The sequence below is a fragment of the Methylosinus sp. LW3 genome, from assembly GCF_000527115.1.
GTDB lineage: Bacteria > Pseudomonadota > Alphaproteobacteria > Rhizobiales > Beijerinckiaceae > Methylosinus.
Genome location: NZ_AZUO01000001.1, coordinates 1,870,784 through 1,885,339, shown reverse-complemented (window position 1 = coordinate 1,885,339; position 14,556 = coordinate 1,870,784). Strand labels below are relative to the sequence as shown.

General features: G+C 65.1%; 16 protein-coding genes and 1 riboswitch. Of the genes, 4 read left to right on the top strand and 12 right to left on the bottom strand.

Annotated features, from left to right (window positions below; all coding sequences use genetic code 11):
- Position 1 precedes the first annotated feature (1 nt).
- The 7 genes from METLW3_RS0109560 to METLW3_RS0109525 all read right to left on the bottom strand — a co-directional run bounded on the left by METLW3_RS0109560 (position 2) and on the right by METLW3_RS0109525 (position 6,156).
- The gene (locus METLW3_RS0109560) at positions 2 to 1,294 is read right to left on the bottom strand and encodes a Ni/Fe hydrogenase subunit alpha (RefSeq protein ID WP_024879702.1); all 1,293 of its coding nucleotides are present in this window, start codon (positions 1,292 to 1,294) and stop codon (positions 2 to 4) included.
- Positions 1,284 to 2,078 (bottom strand): oxidoreductase, encoded by a 795-nt coding sequence (locus tag METLW3_RS0109555; protein WP_024879701.1) that lies wholly within the window; start codon positions 2,076 to 2,078, stop codon positions 1,284 to 1,286. Before METLW3_RS0109555 ends, METLW3_RS0109560 begins: the two co-directional genes overlap by 11 nt.
- 2 nt (positions 2,079 to 2,080) lie before the next feature.
- A complete protein-coding gene (locus METLW3_RS0109550; RefSeq protein WP_024879700.1) occupies positions 2,081 to 2,932 on the bottom strand; it encodes an FAD/NAD(P)-binding protein in 852 nt (283 codons plus the stop codon).
- Positions 2,916 to 3,380 carry a cyclic nucleotide-binding domain-containing protein gene (locus tag METLW3_RS0109545; protein ID WP_198022761.1) on the bottom strand — a complete coding sequence of 155 codons (465 nt, stop codon included), beginning with the start codon at positions 3,378 to 3,380 and terminating at the stop codon, positions 2,916 to 2,918. The genes METLW3_RS0109550 and METLW3_RS0109545 overlap by 17 nt, the downstream gene beginning before the upstream one ends.
- The gene (locus METLW3_RS0109540) at positions 3,377 to 4,501 is read right to left on the bottom strand and encodes a 4Fe-4S dicluster domain-containing protein (RefSeq protein WP_036309458.1); all 1,125 of its coding nucleotides are present in this window, start codon (positions 4,499 to 4,501) and stop codon (positions 3,377 to 3,379) included. The genes METLW3_RS0109545 and METLW3_RS0109540 overlap by 4 nt, the downstream gene beginning before the upstream one ends.
- A gap of 165 nt (positions 4,502 to 4,666) precedes the next feature.
- Entirely contained in the window at positions 4,667 to 5,023 is a 357-nt protein-coding gene (locus METLW3_RS0109530) for a DUF3592 domain-containing protein (protein WP_024879697.1), read from the bottom strand.
- 32 nt (positions 5,024 to 5,055) lie between these two features.
- Complete coding sequence (locus METLW3_RS0109525) at positions 5,056 to 6,156, bottom strand: 2'-deoxycytidine 5'-triphosphate deaminase (protein ID WP_024879696.1); 1,101 nt, start codon at positions 6,154 to 6,156, stop codon at positions 5,056 to 5,058.
- Between the two features lie 158 nt (positions 6,157 to 6,314).
- A riboswitch (SAM riboswitch) is annotated at positions 6,315 to 6,393 on the top strand.
- Between the two features lie 53 nt (positions 6,394 to 6,446).
- Between METLW3_RS0109525 and METLW3_RS0109520 the strand changes: the two genes are divergently transcribed.
- On the top strand, positions 6,447 to 7,640 hold the full coding sequence (locus METLW3_RS0109520) for an O-succinylhomoserine sulfhydrylase (RefSeq protein WP_024879695.1): 1,194 nt from the start codon (positions 6,447 to 6,449) through the stop codon (positions 7,638 to 7,640).
- 6 nt (positions 7,641 to 7,646) lie between these two features.
- Here METLW3_RS0109520 and METLW3_RS0109515 read toward each other — a convergent pair whose 3' ends face one another.
- From METLW3_RS0109515 to METLW3_RS0109500, 4 genes are all read right to left on the bottom strand, one after another.
- Positions 7,647 to 7,889, bottom strand: a complete 243-nt coding sequence (locus tag METLW3_RS0109515) for a hypothetical protein (RefSeq protein WP_157516551.1) — start codon at positions 7,887 to 7,889, stop codon at positions 7,647 to 7,649.
- Between the two features lie 94 nt (positions 7,890 to 7,983).
- Positions 7,984 to 8,379, bottom strand: coding sequence for a hypothetical protein (locus tag METLW3_RS26815; protein ID WP_157516550.1), 396 nt, complete (start codon positions 8,377 to 8,379; stop codon positions 7,984 to 7,986).
- A gap of 149 nt (positions 8,380 to 8,528) precedes the next feature.
- Positions 8,529 to 10,979 carry a TonB-dependent receptor gene (locus tag METLW3_RS0109505; protein ID WP_051465511.1) on the bottom strand — a complete coding sequence of 817 codons (2,451 nt, stop codon included), beginning with the start codon at positions 10,977 to 10,979 and terminating at the stop codon, positions 8,529 to 8,531.
- A 188-nt stretch (positions 10,980 to 11,167) separates the two neighbouring features.
- Positions 11,168 to 11,533, bottom strand: a complete 366-nt coding sequence (locus METLW3_RS0109500; protein WP_157198934.1) for a hypothetical protein — start codon at positions 11,531 to 11,533, stop codon at positions 11,168 to 11,170.
- Positions 11,534 to 11,756: 223 nt separating this feature from the next.
- Here METLW3_RS0109500 and apaG point away from each other — a divergent pair, with 223 nt between their 5' ends.
- Both apaG and argE read left to right on the top strand, forming a co-directional pair.
- Positions 11,757 to 12,149 (top strand): Co2+/Mg2+ efflux protein ApaG, encoded by a 393-nt coding sequence (gene apaG / locus METLW3_RS0109495; protein WP_024879690.1) that lies wholly within the window; start codon positions 11,757 to 11,759, stop codon positions 12,147 to 12,149.
- Between the two features lie 9 nt (positions 12,150 to 12,158).
- The gene (gene argE / locus METLW3_RS0109490) at positions 12,159 to 13,331 is read left to right on the top strand and encodes an acetylornithine deacetylase (RefSeq protein ID WP_036308788.1); all 1,173 of its coding nucleotides are present in this window, start codon (positions 12,159 to 12,161) and stop codon (positions 13,329 to 13,331) included.
- A 24-nt stretch (positions 13,332 to 13,355) separates the two neighbouring features.
- On the opposite strand, the gene METLW3_RS27505 is transcribed toward argE, so the two are convergent.
- A complete protein-coding gene (locus METLW3_RS27505; RefSeq protein WP_198022760.1) occupies positions 13,356 to 13,760 on the bottom strand; it encodes a hypothetical protein in 405 nt (134 codons plus the stop codon).
- Between the two features lie 433 nt (positions 13,761 to 14,193).
- Between METLW3_RS27505 and yajC the strand changes: the two genes are divergently transcribed.
- The gene (gene yajC / locus METLW3_RS0109480; RefSeq protein ID WP_036290817.1) at positions 14,194 to 14,484 is read left to right on the top strand and encodes a preprotein translocase subunit YajC; all 291 of its coding nucleotides are present in this window, start codon (positions 14,194 to 14,196) and stop codon (positions 14,482 to 14,484) included.
- Positions 14,485 to 14,556 lie beyond the last annotated feature (72 nt).

Genomic DNA, 14,556 nt, shown 5'->3' with positions numbered 1-14,556 from the left:
TTCAGCCCCGATCGATGTCGAGCCGCAGAAAATGCGTCGAGCAGGAGATGCAGGGATCGTGATTGCGAACCGTCTGCTCGCAGCGATGACGAAGCTCGTCCTCCGGCAGATGCAGGAAGGCGCCGGTGAGGCGCTTCAGATCCTCCTCGATCATCGCTTGATTCTGCGAGGTCGGAGGGGTGATGATCGCATCGGCGATCGTTCCATCCGCCTCGAGCCGATAGCGGTGATAGAGCATGCCGCGCGGCGCCTCGGTCGCCGCATGGCCGACGCCGGCGCGCGGCTCGATCGCGACGCAGGAGGCGTCGGGCTCCTCATAGCGCGCGATGATGCGCAGCGCCTCGTCCAGCGCATAAATGGTCTCGACCGCACGCACGATGATGCTGCGATAGGGATTGACGCAGGCGGCCTCGAGGCCCGCCTCGCGCGCAGCCTCCTTCGCCAGCGGCGACAGCATATCGGCGTTGAGCGCATAGCGGGCGAGCGGGCCGACGAGATAGGGCTCGTCGCAATGGCGCATGCGCGCATGCAGCGCGGTCGAGCGCTGGACGTGGAACTCCTCGAAATGCGTCTCGAAATCGCGCGCGGCGATGTCGAGCCCGCGGCTCGACACGATGCGACCTTCGTTGAAGGGATATTCATCTGGATGCCGCAGCGACACGAAGACGTAATCGCGCGCGCAATCGGGAAAGTCGAATCCGGCGACGAAGCGCGCGACCTGAAGCGCCTGTTCCAGCGCGCGCTCCAACCGCTCCGCCAACGTGCGCAGCTCGCGCTTGCGCGGCGCGCGATAAAAGCCGCCGACGCGCACATTGATCGGATGAATCTCGCGCCCGCCGACCAGCGTCATGATCTCATTGCCGACCTTTTTGATCGCGAGCCCGCGCCGCACGATATCGCCATGGTCGCGCGCCATATCGACGCCGCCGGCGTAACCCAGAAAGTCCGGCATATGCAGCATATGCACATGCAGCATGTGGCTCTCGATCCATTCGCCGCAGTAGAGCAAGCGCCGCAGATCGCGCAGCGGACCCGTGACGGCGACGCCGAGCGCATCCTCCATCGCATGCACGGCGCTCATCTGATAGGCGACGGGACAAATGCCGCAAATACGCGCGGCAATGTCCGGCGCCTCGGTGAAGGCGCGCCCGCGCATCAGCGCCTCGAAAAAGCGCGGCGGCTCGAAAATATTCAGCGCCGCGCTCTTCACCTCGCCGTCGCGCAGCACGATCTCGAGCCCGCCCTCGCCTTCCACCCGCGCCAGCGCGCCGACCGAGATGGTTCTACTCGTCATGGCGCTCGCTCTCCTCGCGGAAGGCCTCCGCCTGCGCGTTGAATGTGCGATAGACGCGCCGCAACGCTTCCTCATCCATGCCGAGCGCCGCGAGCTGCGCGCTCAACGATGGCGCATTGGGCGTCTCGGCGGGACCGAAGCAGCCGTAGCAGCCGCGATCATACGAAGGACACAACGCACCGCAGCCCGCATGGGTGACAGGGCCGAGACAGGGCGTCCCCTGCGCGACCATCACGCAGACATTGCCCTTCAGCTTGCACTGCAGACAGACGCTATGTGACGGGGTCGCCGGCTTGCGGCCGGCGAGAAAGCTCGAGATCACATCGATCAGCTGGCCCTTGTCGATCGGACAGCCGCGCAGCTCGAAATCGACCTTCACATGATCGCTGATCGGCGTCGATGTCGCGAGCGCATGGATATAATCCGGCCGCGCATAGACGATCGACGCATATTCGCGCACGTCGGCGAAATTGCGCAGCGCCTGTATGCCGCCCGATGTCGCGCAAGCGCCGATGGTGATCAGCGCGCGCGAGCGGCGCCGCACATCCTGTATGCGCTCGGCGTCATGCGGCGTGGTGATCGAGCCCTCGACGAGCGAGAGGTCGTAAGTGCCGCGGATCGGCGCGCGCGTCGCCTCTGGAAAATAGGCGATGTCGAGCGCCTGAGCGACGGCGAGCAGCTCGTCCTCGCAATCGAGCAGGCTGAGCTGACAGCCATCGCAAGAGGCGAATTTCCATACCGCGAGCCGCGGTGCAGGCGGCGTCCGATGTCCTTGCCCGCTCATGCTCAGATTTCCTTCTTCGCGATGAGGCCGCGCAATTGCGAATAGGGAAACACTGGCCCGTCGCGGCAGATGAAGACCGGCCCGAATTGGCAATGGCCGCACCAGCCGATCGCGCATTTCATATTGCGCTCCATGGAGAGATAGACGCGCTCTTGCGCGACGCCTCGCTCGAGCAGCGCATTGGCGACGAAGCGCATCATGATCTCCGGTCCGCAGAGCATGGCGAGCGCACTGGCGGCGTCGAATTGCGCGCGCGACAGCAGAGTCGTCACCACGCCGACATTGCCGCGCCAATCGCCGCGCGCATGATCGACCGTCGCCTCCACCTCCATATCGAGCCGCCCGCGCCAGGCCTCCAGCTCATCGCGAAAGAGAATATCCGCCGGGCTGCGCGCGCCGAACAAAAGAAGAATACGGCCGTATTTCTCGCGCTCGGCGAAGAGCCGATAGAGCGCCGGCCGCAGCGGCGCGAGACCGAGCCCGCCGGCGACGACGATCACATCGCGACCCTCCGCCTCCACCATCGGCCAGCCGCGTCCGAAGGGGCCGCGCAGGCCGATCGGCTCGCCCACATGCAGCTCTGTGAGCGCGCGCGAGACGGCGCCGACGGCGCGGATCGTATGAACGAGCCGCGCGCTATTGTCCGGATCGCCGCTGACGCTGATCGCCGCCTCGCCGACGCCGAAAGCGGTGAGCATGTTGAATTGCCCCGGCGCGAAATCGAAAGCGCCGCCATCTATCTCGAGAGTCACGACATCCGCGATTTCGCGCTTTCGCCTCACGACGCGCGCGACACGCGGAATCATGGGATCGGCGACGCTCGCCGCGGAAAATGCATCAGTCATGGGCGCCATAAATGTCGATCATCTGCATTCGCGCGGCCTGCAATCGCTCGACCAGCGGCGGCATGAAGCGCTTCATCATGTCATAGCCGAGCCGTGGATCGGCCTCGCTCTTGCGGCGCAGGCAGGCGGCGTCGACGGCGATGGCGCGGACGAGATCGATCGCGCGCGCATCATATGTCCAGCGATAGGGCGGCACGAGCCAAGAAAGGCCGCAGAGATCGCCCTCATGCAGCGTCTGCACGGTGACGGCGCCGCGCGCCGGATCGCGCAGCTCTATGGCGACGCTTCCATTGCGCAGCAGAAAGAACCAATCGGCGCTGTCGCCTTCATGAAAAAGATATTGGCCCGGATCGAAGCGCATATTCTTGGCGCAGCCGGAGACGAGCGCAACGAATCCTTCATCCATGCCGGCAAAAAAGCGATGCTCTTTGACGATATGCTCGATGCTCTCGATCATGTCGCGCCTTTCTGCGCTTCGCTCTCGCGAATGGCCCGCGCTTCCTCGGTCAAATCTATGCCGACGGGACACCAGACAATGCAGCGTCCGCAGCCGACGCAGCCGGAGCTTCCGAATTGGTCATGCCAAGTGGAGAGCTTATGCGTCATCCATTGGCGATAGCGCGATTTGACGCTCTGCCGGACGCTGCCGCCATGGATATAGGAAAAATCCAGCGTGAAGCAGGAATCCCAGCGCCGCGAGCGCTCGCTCTCGATGCCCGCGAGATCGCTCGCATCCTCGACGCTGGTGCAAAAGCAGGTGGGGCAGACCATTGTGCAATTGGTGCAGGCGAGGCAGCGCGCGGCGACATCATCCCAGCGCGGATGCTCGAGATTGCGCGCGAGCAAGTCCCGCACATCGCCGGCCTCGAGACTGCGGCCCATATTCTCGGCCGTATGCGCGAGAATAGCCTCCGCCTCCTCTGTCTCGCTCGCGCTCGCCGCGCGACGCGGCAGAGAGTCGAGAAGCGCCCTCCCCGCCTCTGTGCCGATCTCGACGAGAAAGGAGCTTCCGGCGACGATTTCGGTGAGCGCTATGTCGAAGCCCATGGTCGCCTTCGGCCCCGTATCCATCGAGACGCAGAAGCAGGCGCCGCCGGCGACGCCGCAATTCACCGCGACGATGAAGACATTCTCGCGGCGCGCGCGATAATGCGGATCGGCGTAAGCGCCGCCGAGGAACACGCGGTCTTGAATGGCGATCGCGTGCAGCTCGCAGGAGCGCGCGCCGATGAAGGCGAATTTCTCGGCGCGAGCCGGCTCGGCCTCGACGCGCAGCTCGTCGCCCTCGCGTCGCGCGCGCCACAGGCGCAGCACGGGCGGGTGCAGCAGCTTTTTCCAGGATTGCGGGCCGACGACATAGCCGAACAAAGCTTCGTCATTGCGGCGCGTCAGCCGATAATGGCCGCCGTCCTGCTCATCGCCGATTCCGCGCGGCAGATCGTCCAGCGTGGCGATCTCGTCATAGACGATCGCCTCGTCGCGCACGGTCGGGCCAATGAGCGCATAGCCCTGCCCGCGCAGAGCCTCGAGCAGAGCCTCGAGGCCGGCGGCGTCGACGATGGAACGGGCCTCGGCCATGCCTTTGTCCATTGTCTCGAATCTAGCGTTCGAAATGCGTGCGGCGGCAGCGTGACGAGCGGCGTGCGAGCGTCGCGGATCATAATTGCGGCGCCGCCGCTTTTGATCTCATCGAATTATTGCAGTTTCCCGACAAAAAGCGAGGCGACGCGCTGTCGCGCCACTTCAGATGAGAATCATGACGATCGCAATGGCGATTGTGAAGATATTTTCAGTCGGCGCATAAGCCATGCATCGGCTCGGGTTCAGCGGATCATAGCTTACTTCGACTTCGTCGTTCGCTTCGGCGCCAATACGTACTTGACCGAAGGTTTGCTGGACGTCGGAAACATATCGGCGATCGGATATGACGTACGCGACCTCGATCTTATCTCCTATGAACTCACCAGGCAGCGTCTGACGTTCCACAATCGTTCCCGTCACACGCCCCCAACGTCTGTAGCGGAGGAGATTGAATGCCGCCAGGACCAGCAGCAGACATCCCGGGATCACAAAAATGTGATGAACGCTCTGGGACAACATCTCCGTCTCCGATCAGCCGCTCTCGGACGCGCTCACGGGGCCTTGAAATGCTTGGAGAGCTTCAGCTCCTGCCCCTGGTAATTGGAGACGCCGCCCTGACCGTAGAGAATCTTCGGCTCGGCGGCCATTTGCTCATAGACGAGCCGGCCGATGACCTGTCCATCCTCCAAGATAAAAGGCACGTCATGGCTGCGCACTTCCAGCACGGCGCGGCTGCCCGGGAGGCCCTGTGCGCCATAGCCGAAGCCGGGATCGAAAAAGCCGGCATAATGCACGCGGAACTCGCCCATAGCGGGGTCGATCGCCATCATCTCGGCCGAAAGATGCGAGGGAATGCGGATGCGCTCGCGCGAGGCGAGAATGTAGAACTCGTTCGGATCGAGGATGAGCTTGCCGCGACGCGGCGCGAGGCGCTCCCAATAATCCTCAATGGCGTAATGATCGACGCGATCGACATCGATCACATCCGTATGCTTTTGCGCGCGATAACCCACGACATCGCCGAGCCCGTCCAGCGCGACGCGCAGGATCAAGCCGTCGCGCAGCGTCAGCTCGCCATCGGCGAGCGGCGCGCGCGAATGCTCGGCCGCGAGCGCGGCGTCAGAGAGCGTCGCTTCGCCGGCGGCCGCGCGCCGGCGCAGGCGCAGCTGATCGAGCCGCGAGCCCTGCCGCGCGCGCACGCTGAAGCTGCGCGGCGAGACCTCCGCATAGAGCCGCCCGCGATAGCCGGCCGCGACATGATCGAAAATCTCGGTGTCGTCGGTGATGAGGCGGGTGAATATATCGAGCCGCCCGGTCGAGCTCTTGGGATTGGCGACGCCGGAAACATCCTCCGGCAGATGCAGGCTCTCGAGCAGCGGAATCACATAGACGCAGCCGCGCTCGAGCACCGCGCCGGCGCCGCGCAGATCGATCTCGTCATAGGTCAGCTCGGCGAGCAGCGCCTCGACGCTGCGGCGCTTGCCGGGCAGAAAGCTGGCGCGCACGCGATAGGCCGTCGGGCCGAGGCGCAGATCGAGGCTCGCCGGCTGATGCTGGCCGTCCTCGATCGGCTGCGTCGCGGCGATCACGCCGGCGGCGGCCAATTCTCGGATCTGCTCGCAGGAGAGCACGCCATGGACGGCGGACGCCATCGAAACTCCTATTACAACGGTTCGGTCGTCTTACAACGGTTCAGTCGTCATGGGACCTTACACGCCCGACGCCACCGTGTTCTAGTGGCGATAAAATCGGTGAGCCGCAAGCATGCGGCAGAGTGTTGACTTGGCCGCGTCCTTCGGTTCATTCTGTTAAAAGAACGCGTGGTTCTTTGAGCCGGCCGGCTTGCCGCCACGTAAAACAAGGCGCTAAAAGGCCGGGTTTCCTCGTGAAATCCGCTTTTTGTCGCCGTGGCGCGCCCCGCGCGCCGCAGGGGAGACCAAAGTTGAGCGACGACGAGAAGAAACTGCGCCCCGCGACACAGCTCGTGCATGGCGGGGGGCTGCGCTCGCAATTCGGCGAGCTGTCCGAGGCGATGTTCCTCACGCAGAGCTTCGCCTATCCGACGATGGAGGCCGCCGAGGCGCGCTTCAAGGGCGAGGACCCGGGCTTCATCTATTCGCGCTTCTCCAATCCGACCGTCGCGATGTTCGAGCAGCGCATGTGCCTGCTCGAGGGCGCCGAGGCGGCGCGCGCCACGGCGAGCGGAATGGCCGCCGTCACCGCCGCGCTGCTGGCGCAGCTTCGCGCCGGCGATCATATCGTCGCGGCGCAGGCGCTGTTCGGCTCCTGTCTCTATGTGGTGGAGGATCTGCTGCCGCGATTCGGCGTCGCCTCGACCTTGGTCGATGGGGCCGATCTTTCGCAATGGAAGGCCGCCGTCCGCAAGGAGACCAAGCTCTTCTTCCTCGAGAGCCCGACCAATCCCGGCCTCGAGGTCTATGACATTCGCGCCATCGCCGACATCGCCCATGAGGCGGGCGCGCGGCTCGTGGTCGACAATGTCTTCGCCACGCCTCTGCTGCAAAAGCCCTTCGAATTGGGCGCCGATGTCGTCGTCTATTCGGCGACCAAGCACATAGACGGCCAGGGCCGCTGCCTCGGCGGCGTCATTTTGGCGTCGCAGGCGCTGATCGAGGAGAACATCCATAATTTCCTGCGCCAGACCGGGCCGGCTCTGTCGCCCTTCAACGCCTGGACCATGCTGAAGGCGCTGGAGACTCTGCCGCTGCGCATCGCGCAGCAGACGGCGAGCGCGGCGCGGATCGCCGATTTCCTCGCCGAGCAGAAGGAGATCGCCCGCGTTCTCTATCCTTTCCGCGCCGATCACCCGCAGGCGGAGCTGGCGCGGCGGCAGATGACGGGCGGCGGCACGCTGGTGACCTTCGACGTGGCGGGCGGCAAGGCGGCGGCCTTCCGCCTCGCCAACGCGCTGAAAATCGTCAAGATTTCCAATAATCTCGGCGACGCCAAGAGCCTTATTACCCATCCGGCGACGACGACGCATCAGCGGCTGACGCCACAGGCGCGGGCGCTGATCGGCGTCGGCGATGGGCTGCTGCGTCTCTCGGTCGGGCTCGAGGATACGGATGATCTCCTCGACGATCTGGCGCGCGGCCTCGCCGCCGCGCGCGGCTGAGCGCGGTCAGAACTGACCGAATTTCGCGCGGCGCTCGAGGTCGATGAGGCGGCCGCTGCGCCGCGCAGCGATCACGGGCGCCGGCGATGGCTCGGGCTCCTGCTCGGCTTGCGGGATCGCGACCGGGACGACGATCGCCCCGCGCGTCTCGAACACGCCGAAGGCGCGGCGCTCGCCGGCGAGCGTGCGCAGAAACTCACGAAAGAATGCGCCGACTCCGGCGCGATTGCTCATTGAAAGTCGAAACACTGTTTCCCCTCCCCGCGCCGCTTTGGCGACGCATCGTCTTTTCGAAGCGATGATCGGCGCCCGCTCGCGCGGGCGGTCGAATTCGGTTGGAAAGTCAGATGGAGAGAGGCGGCGCCCGTGCGCGCCGCGCATGATCCGCCGCAAAGACCACGGCGCGCGCGACCGGCGCCCGCCATTGCGCCGCGGCCCAGTCGGACGAGAGGACGCCGGAGACCTCCGGCCGCGCCGCAAACGGCCCCGCGCCGCCACAACATAGAGCGCAGAGGTCGCAAAGTCCGGGGCCGATATCGGCGTGGCCGATTGGAGCGGCCGAGGTCGCGTCAGAGGCTTGGGTGAGGGAGGCTTCAGTGAGAGAGGTTTGGTCGGCGAGAGTCGCGCAAATCTGCCCCTGGCCGAGCGCGGAATGGGCGAGCCCTGCCGTCGCGGACGCGAGGGCCTGAACGGCCAGCGCCAACGAAAACAGCAATATGCCAGCCAAATTCCGACGCATGAAAGCTCCTGCCTGCGACGGGGACAGAGTCTGTCGCAAATCACCCCGCGGGGCAAGAGAGCGAGCGACGGGGAATGTGATGCGCCGCAGCATCCCCTCCCCGCCTCCGTTTTTGGCGCCGCTCGAAATTCCGTTCGAGCGGAAGGCCCTTACTTCGCGCCGAGCTTCACATCAGAGAACATGCCCGAAGCCGGACCGCCGAAGTCGTATTTCAGACCGAGGAAATAGGTCCGCTGCGGATAGGGGTTCGGATTGACGTAATATTTCCACCGGCCAATGTTGTCTATGCCAGCGTTCAGCGTCCATTCCCTGGTGATCTTATAGGTCGCCTTGGCGTCGAAGACGAGATATTCGCTGTCCACGCTGCCATAATTATTATGGTTGAAGTCTGAGTTGTTGAGGCTGACGAAGGCGCCCGTCGCATAGCGCATGCCCGCCGAGATGGAGAACTCGTCGGTCGGCGCATAGGAGGCGACGGCGCGGATGCGGATGCGCGGAATGCGCGGATATTGCATCCCCTGCACCCAGGGCTGCTGATAGTCGGACACGACCTTGGCGTCGGTAAAGGTCACGCTGCCATTGAAGTCGAGGCCCTTCCAAACAACGTCCTTCAGCACGACGGCGCCTTCGACGCCGCGGAAGATCGCCTTTCCGACATTGGAGTTCTGCGTCACGCCGACGCCGGTGGAGAAATCCGTCTGCGAGACGATTGCGTTCCAACGATGGTCCATGAACAGCGAGACGCGCGGCCGCGCCTCGCCGATGAGGCCGTCGAACACATTGGTCGTGACATATTCGCCAGTCAGGTCATAGGAGGTGCCGCTTTCCGGCTGCAAGTCCGGGTTGCTGATCGAGATGGAATTGGGACCAGCGATATTCTGGAACAGCTCCAGCACCGTCGGGAAGCGATAGTAGCGCCCCAACGAGCCGCGCAGATTGAGGTCTGGAAAGACTTGATATTCGATCGCCGCCTTCGGCGAGAAGGTCGGCTTGGCGACAGACGGCAGATAGGGCGGCGTGACCAGCGACGGCGGCCAGCCGGCGAAACCGGGCGTGTATTTTTGGCCGAGCGTGTTGTTGACGCCGCCAAAGGCGCTCCAGAACTCCTCGCGACCGCCGAAGGTCAGCTTCCATTTCGGCGCGAACTCCCAGACGTCTTGCAGATAGACGGCTTTCGTCTCCGTTTTTCCGTAGTTTATCGCCTGGATGGAGTAGTAGTAATTATCGGTGAAGACATTGGTGTTGGTCAGCGTCTGCGAGAGCGAGTAGAGGTCCCAATGCGCGCCGATCGAAACCTCGTGCTTGCCGAGATCGGTCCATTCCGGGCGCCAGATTCCGCGCGCGTCGAAGGTGCGCCAGAAGGTGCCGGTCTGATTGGTGTTGGAGCCCCGAGGATCGATCGAATAGGCGGTTCCGGCCGCATTGGGCAGGAGACCATAGGCCTTGGCGGTGTTGTTGTAGTCGCGCAGGAAATTATAGGACGTTCCCGAGAAGTCGAAGTCGAAGACGCCTCTGGTGTCCGACTTGAACGAGAGCGCCTGCATCAGATGCGAGGCGTTGCCATGGCTGGGATTGACGGTGAACGGGAAGACGGCGCTGCCGACCTGCACATTGCCGTTCTGGGTGTTGTAGATCGGAACGCCATTCGCGTCGCGGATGTAGGTCGTCGGGCGGGTATTGTCGACGAGCGACCAGAAGCCGAGCTGGTAGGCGGCGTGGATCTTGGGCGCGAGCTCATAGTCGAGCTTGATCTTGCCCATGTGCTGCTCTGAATGGTCGGCCTGATTGGCGCCGCCCACGAATCGCGGATTGCCCGCCTGGTCGATGTCCGCGTAGCCGCCGAGAATGCGCGCGCCGGAGCCGGATTTGACATTGCCGCCCGGGAAGGTCTGCGACTGCCCCTGCGCGTCGAGCCGGTCATAGCTGGCCCAGAAAGAGAAATCATTGATCTTGTCGCCGACGAGAATATTCATGTCGCCGGCGAGATTGGTCTCCTTGGAGCCATAGAGCGAATAGGGCTGCAGGCCGGCGTTGCCGGAGAAGTGAAACTCGAAATTCTCCGGCATACGCGTCGTGATCGCCATCACGCCGCCCATGGAATTGCCCGGATAGAGGGCCGAGAAAGGCCCGTAGACGAGGTCGATGCGGTCGATCTCGCCCGGCGACACCATGCCCCAGCGCGGCGCCGTGTTGAAGGAATTGCCGAGCAGATTGGAAAGCAGAATATTGTCGGCGTAGACGAGGTTCTGCGCGCCGGCGATGGGCGAGTTCACGCGCGTCTGCAAAATGCCGTTGCGGTCGCCGATGAAGCGCTCGCGCACCAGCACGCTCGGCAGATATTTCATCGTCTCGGCCGTGGTCATTACATTGACCGTGCGGTCGATGTCGGCGCGGGTGACGCTCTCCACCACGGCGGGGATGTTCTCGGGTATGGCGCGGCGGACCGGGACCGCCGCCGGAGCCGGCGCTTGTCCCTCGGAGCCATTCTGGGCGCCGGCGATATCGATGCCGGGAAGCGCCTCCTGCGCCTGCGCCGCAGCGGCGAGCGAGAAAGCCAGCGCGCAGGCGGAGACGCCGCGCAGCAGATGACGATGGTTCATTTTTTCCTCCTGCGCCTTCGGACGGGCGCTTTCGGACCTGTCGCGGCCGCGGCCTCTCGAGGGCCGGCGCGCGCAGTCTCGACGATGACGGGAATGCTGATGGCGCGCGTTCCAGCAAAGCGCCATGCGCTTTAGCGAAACGTCTCACGGGCTCACGCCGCCGGCCGAGCGGCCGCAGCGTTATCGCTTCAGGAGATGCCGGGGGGCGCGCGGGCGCGCTGCGCCTGGGGGAGACCGAAGCCGAGCCCGATGCTCGCGCCGAATGTCCAATCCGCCTCGGCGACGCTGCGCCGGTCGAGCGCATGGCCCGCGACGGAAAAGAGAAGGAAAGGCGAGAAGCCGGCGAGGCAGCTCTGGCAGGCGATGCAGGCGCCGGCGTCCCTGTGGCCGCCGATCGGCGCGCGGCGATCGGCGGTTCCGTCGATCGCGGCGCAATAGGCGTCCCCGCGGCCATGCGCGGCCGCCGGCGGAGCGCCGAGCGCATAGACCACGCTCAGCGCCTGAAGCGCCAGAGCGACAGCCGCCAATAAGCCGCGGAGAGAAAATCGACGCATCGCCACCTGTCGCCGTCGGGAAAGATTATTTCCTGCGGCCGAAGCTACGCGCAGCCGAAGGCGTGGGCAATCGAGCCGATACGCCGCCGAGGAGCTTTTCCTTGACCCGTGTCAATTATGTCACAGATTTTGCTACGCGGAGATGGCTCGGCGCCGGCTTTCACAGTGGGCGGCGACGCATTCCACATTTCCCTTCGGCGCGATGCGTCCTAGAGTAGGTCCCATGTATATATCCATCACAAGAGACATTCAGGTCACTGCTCTGCCGGACTTTCTCCACGAGCAGTCGGACCCCGCCAACGATCGCTTCGTCTGGTCCTACACGATCGAGATCGCCAATCTCGGCAAGGAGCGCGTCCAACTCCTGTCACGTCACTGGATCATCATCGACGCTTATGGGCGCAAGGAAGAGGTGAAGGGACCGGGAGTCGTCGGCGAGCAGCCGGTGCTCGAGCCCGGCGAGACGTTCCGCTACGCCTCGGGCTGTCCGCTCACGACGCCCTCCGGACTGATGAAGGGAAGCTATACGATGATCACCCCCCACGGCGAGACCTTCGACATAGAGGTGCCGGCCTTCTCGCTGGACAGCCCGCTTTCCAAGCCGACGCTGAACTGAGCCAGGCGCATGTCAGGCGACATTTCGACGATCGAGCGCGCGATCGAGCTGACCGGACGGCTCGTCTCTTTCGACACGGAGAGCTCCAAGTCCAATCTGGCGCTCATCGATTTCGTCGAATCCTATTTGCGCGCGCAGGATGTGCCCTGCATTCGCGCGCCCAACGCGACGGGCGACAAGGCGGCGATCTTCGCGACGATCGGCCCGCCGATCGCGGGGGGCGTCGTGCTTTCCGGCCATACGGATGTGGTGCCGGTCACGGGCCAGAGCTGGACCGCCGATCCCTTCACCCTGCGTCGCGAAGGCGACCGGCTGCTGGGCCGCGGCGCCGTCGACATGAAGGGCTTCTGCGCCGTCTGCCTCGCCATGATTCCCGAGTTCAAGGCGGCGGGGCTCACGCGGCCGATCCACATCTTCCTCAGCTATGACGAGGAGACGACCTGCCTCGGCCCGCTCGATCTCCTGGGGCGCCTCGGCTACGATCTGCCGCGGCCGGCCGCCGCTGTGATCGGCGAGCCGACTTCCATGCAAGTCGCCGACGCGCATAAGAGCGTGACGACCTTCGTCACGCGGGTCCGCGGCTATGAGATTCATTCCGCGAATCTGCATCGCGGCGTCAGCGCCGTGCATGTCGCCTTGCTTCTCGGCGCGGAGCTGCTGCGAATCGGCGAGGAGCTGGCCGCGGCGGGCGACCCCACCGGGCGCTTCGACCCGCCCTACTCCACTCTGCATATCGGCGTGATAGAGGGCGGCACGGCGCGCAATATCGTCGCCAAGGACTGCGTCTTCCATTGGGAGGTGCGCGGCGTGCCGGGAACCGACGCGGCCCGAATCGTCGAGGAGAGGCTTTCCGCCTATTCGGCGGAGCTTATGCAGCGTTACTTCGCGCCCTTCCCCGGAACCGGCATCGAGACGCGAATGGAGGTTGCGGTTCCGGGCCTCGCGCCGCAGCCGGGCTCGCCGGCGGAGACTCTGGCGCTACGGCTCGCCCGCGCCAATCGCACCATCGCCGTACCCTACGCCTCCGAGGCCGGGCACTTCCAGCAGACCGGCATTCCCAGCGTGATCTGCGGCCCCGGCCGCATAGACGAGGCGCATCAGCCGGACGAATATATAGAAGTGGGCGAGCTCGCGGCCTGCGTGGACTTCATGCGCGGCCTCGCCCGAGAGCTCGGCGCCTGAGAGCGCCGAGCCGGGCGCGAGCCTTTAGTAGCAGGCCCAGACCCAATAGCCGGCCCAACGCCAGCACGGCCCGACGCCATAATTATACCAGCGCCCATGCCAATAGCGGCCTCGTCCGCCGTGGCCATAGGCGGGTCCTCCGCGCCAGCCGGGGCCGCCATGCCAGCCGCCGCCGTAGCCGCCGCCATGGCCGCCACCGTGCCAGCCGCCACCGCCGTGACCGCCACCGTGCCACCCGCCGCCACCGCCGCCGCCGTGACCGCCACCGTGCCAACCGCCGCCGCCGCCGTGACCGCCACCGTGCCAGCCGCCACCGCCATGGCCACCACCATGACCGCCGCCACCGCCGCCGTAATGCTGAGCAAACGCTTCCGACGGCAGCGCGAGCGCGGCGCCCAGCGCGGCGACGAGCGATAATTTCTTGAACATCGGAATTCTCCTCACTTCGCTTCGAAGCGCGCGGAGCCCCTCCGCCCCGATGCTTCCGAGAGGCGACATATTCCCCCGCCGAGGCCGCCGACTGTGAGTTGTCGCACAGACCTCGCCGAATTCCTATCGCCGAAGGCGCCGCAGCGCGGCGCCGGCCGCCATTGATTTCGGGATAGGGCCGGCTATAGTCCGCGCCCGTTGCAAGGCGGCTTCCTGCCGGCACGAAGGCGCGCGCGCCGCTTCTAAGAGATCGAACATGAAATTGATCCAGACCGCCCAAGCTCAGACCGACGCACCCGCGGCGCCTCCCGCTCCGCCCGCCCCGGCTGCTCCCCCCGTTCCGGCGGCTCCCTCGGCGCCGCCCGTCCCGCCCAGCACGACGGTGCAGACGGCGCCGGATGTGGGCGCTCCTCCGGCGGCTCCGGCTCCCGACATGATCACGCAGCTCGTTCCGCTGCTGCTCGTCACCATGATCGTCTATTTCATCGTGCTGCGTCCGCAGGCGCGCCGTACGAAGGAGCAGAAGGAATCGCTGAAGAATGTGCGCCGTGGCGATACGGTCGTCACCAGCGGCGGGCTGATCGGCAAGGTCACCAAGACCATCGACGACGCCGAGGTCGAGGTCGAGATCGCCCAGAACATCCGCGTGCGCGTGCTGCGCTCGGCCGTCACCGAGGTGCGCGCCAAGGGCGAGCCGGTGAAGGATCAGGCGGCCTCGCGCTAGCCTTCTTTCAGAACGCGACGCATCCATCCCGGCCGCCTCCCGGCGCCGGGACCTTTCTTTTAGGACCGCCTC

What these genes read in the sequence shown, in the direction of transcription:
- METLW3_RS0109505 (WP_051465511.1), bottom strand. Translation starts at nt 10,979, where the DNA reads ATGAACCATCGTCATCTGCTGCGCGGCGTCTCCGCCTGCGCGCTGGCT.
- METLW3_RS0109525 (WP_024879696.1), bottom strand. Translation starts at nt 6,156, where the DNA reads ATGGCGTCCGCCGTCCATGGCGTGCTCTCCTGCGAGCAGATCCGAGAA.
- METLW3_RS0109530 (WP_024879697.1), bottom strand. Translation starts at nt 5,023, where the DNA reads ATGTTGTCCCAGAGCGTTCATCACATTTTTGTGATCCCGGGATGTCTG.
- METLW3_RS0109550 (WP_024879700.1), bottom strand. Translation starts at nt 2,932, where the DNA reads ATGGCGCCCATGACTGATGCATTTTCCGCGGCGAGCGTCGCCGATCCC.
- yajC (WP_036290817.1), top strand. Translation starts at nt 14,194, where the DNA reads ATGATCACGCAGCTCGTTCCGCTGCTGCTCGTCACCATGATCGTCTAT.
- METLW3_RS0109500 (WP_157198934.1), bottom strand. Translation starts at nt 11,533, where the DNA reads ATGCGTCGATTTTCTCTCCGCGGCTTATTGGCGGCTGTCGCTCTGGCG.
- METLW3_RS26815 (WP_157516550.1), bottom strand. Translation starts at nt 8,379, where the DNA reads ATGCGTCGGAATTTGGCTGGCATATTGCTGTTTTCGTTGGCGCTGGCC.
- METLW3_RS0109545 (WP_198022761.1), bottom strand. Translation starts at nt 3,380, where the DNA reads ATGATCGAGAGCATCGAGCATATCGTCAAAGAGCATCGCTTTTTTGCC.
- argE (WP_036308788.1), top strand. Translation starts at nt 12,159, where the DNA reads ATGTCAGGCGACATTTCGACGATCGAGCGCGCGATCGAGCTGACCGGA.
- METLW3_RS0109540 (WP_036309458.1), bottom strand. Translation starts at nt 4,501, where the DNA reads ATGGCCGAGGCCCGTTCCATCGTCGACGCCGCCGGCCTCGAGGCTCTG.
- METLW3_RS0109555 (WP_024879701.1), bottom strand. Translation starts at nt 2,078, where the DNA reads ATGAGCGGGCAAGGACATCGGACGCCGCCTGCACCGCGGCTCGCGGTA.
- apaG (WP_024879690.1), top strand. Translation starts at nt 11,757, where the DNA reads ATGTATATATCCATCACAAGAGACATTCAGGTCACTGCTCTGCCGGAC.
- METLW3_RS0109560 (WP_024879702.1), bottom strand. Translation starts at nt 1,294, where the DNA reads ATGACGAGTAGAACCATCTCGGTCGGCGCGCTGGCGCGGGTGGAAGGC.
- METLW3_RS27505 (WP_198022760.1), bottom strand. Translation starts at nt 13,760, where the DNA reads ATGTTCAAGAAATTATCGCTCGTCGCCGCGCTGGGCGCCGCGCTCGCG.